Source organism: Alteromonas sp. 4NH20-0056, from assembly GCF_057539655.1.
Genome location: NZ_BAAJLS010000035.1, coordinates 1 through 483 on the forward strand (window position 1 = coordinate 1; position 483 = coordinate 483).

A 483-nucleotide genomic window follows, 5' to 3' on the forward strand; every position below is an offset into this window, starting at 1 on the left:
CTTAATTTTTTTGTATGGATAATTACCCACCTAACTTAAATCCTTTTTCATCAATTTCGGGTAATGTGAGACCCAGGCTTTAGCAGCAACTAAAGCTTTCTATTTGGCAGTTCGATTAATTTTTGGCTCCTCAATTGAGAGACCGATAACAAGAAAGAACGCCTTATAGGACTCCAAGCACCACACTCGAATAGTCTACTGGGTCTCGAACCCGCATTATGCAAGCAAGAGTTAGCTTATTATGAACACTATTACAAAGCAAAAAATTAACGTTGGGGTAGATACTGGCAAGTCACAGCTTGATATTTACATCCGGCCTTTGGATATCTTTTTCTCTGTTGAAAACAATGAAAGAGGGATCAAAGAAGCGATTGTCCAACTCAAAAAATATCAGCCCGAAAGAATAGTTATTGAAGCGACGGGCAGGCTAGAAATGCCTTTTGCAATGGCGTGCGCCGAAGCTAAACTTCCGTTTGTCATTGC

Annotated in this window: 1 pseudogene; it reads left to right on the forward strand. The window is 40.2% G+C overall.

Features of this window, described 5'->3' with window-relative positions:
• Nucleotides 1–241 precede the first annotated feature (241 nt).
• A pseudogene (locus AC27EZ_RS18135) lies at nt 242–483 on the forward strand (IS110 family transposase); the annotation flags it as partial.